This window comes from Streptomyces sp. MA5143a (assembly GCF_900290235.1).
GTDB lineage: Bacteria > Actinomycetota > Actinomycetes > Streptomycetales > Streptomycetaceae > Streptomyces.
Genome location: NZ_OLMK01000181.1, coordinates 1 through 875, shown reverse-complemented (window position 1 = coordinate 875; position 875 = coordinate 1). Strand labels below are relative to the sequence as shown.

General features: G+C 69.8%; 1 protein-coding gene. It reads right to left on the bottom strand.

The features are described 5' to 3' along the window. Positions 1–42: 42 nt before the first annotated feature. Positions 43–875, bottom strand: an 833-nt coding sequence (locus SMA5143A_RS42440; protein WP_258194096.1) for a LuxR C-terminal-related transcriptional regulator, incomplete at its 5' end; no start/stop codon positions are given.

Genomic DNA, 875 nt, shown 5'->3' with positions numbered 1-875 from the left:
CGAACGGACTCACCACTGGGGGTGCGATCCGGCCGCGCTCCGCTACGGAAGCGTGCCTGGTGGGTGGTGATTCGCCACCCACCAGGCAGCCACCCGGGCGCGGGAGCGGAATCCGAGCTTGGCCAGGATGTGCTCGATATGGCGGTCCACCGTGCGCGGTGACAGGTCGAGCGATGAGGCGATCTGCCGGTTGCTCATGCCCTCCGCCACGAGCGCGGCCACCTCCAGTTCCCGGCGCGTCAGGGAACACGAGCCAACTGAGGCACTCCACTGGGCGTCGGCCGACGCCACCAGGGCCAACTCGACGGCACAGGCCGGACTGTCGTACTGACCGCCTTCCGCGATGGCCTTCTCGAACGCCGTCGGGCCGAGGGCCGCCACGGTTTCCTGCTCGAAGCGGGCCTGGAACCGGGAAATATGAGGGCCGAACGCGCCGATGGACGTGCCGAGGACGCGCCACAGAGAACGTGCCGCGCCCTCCAGGCGGGCCGCCATCCGGTGGTCGCCGTATGAGCCGGCGATCCAGGCAAGGAGGCCCACCAGCATCGCGCTTCCTATGGGGTCGTTGAACCCCCGTTGAATCTCCAGTCCGGCACGCGTCGACTGTTCGGCGGCGGCGTTGTCGCCTCGTATCCAGGCGTCTAATCCCAGTGCCCACAGCGCGTAGGCGCGGCACAGCCGCTCCCCGTGTGCCTCCGCCACGGCCACCGCCTGTTCGGAGGTCGGTTCGAGGTTCCCGGCGAGTGTCCCGCCGTCGGGGCCCAATACCGTCACCTGGTGGGGCGTGCACTGTCCGAGGACGGCGCCGGTGGCGGTGACCGCGATCCGGTCGCCGTCGCGCATGCTCACATTGCCCGCCGTGCCGATCAGCCTAG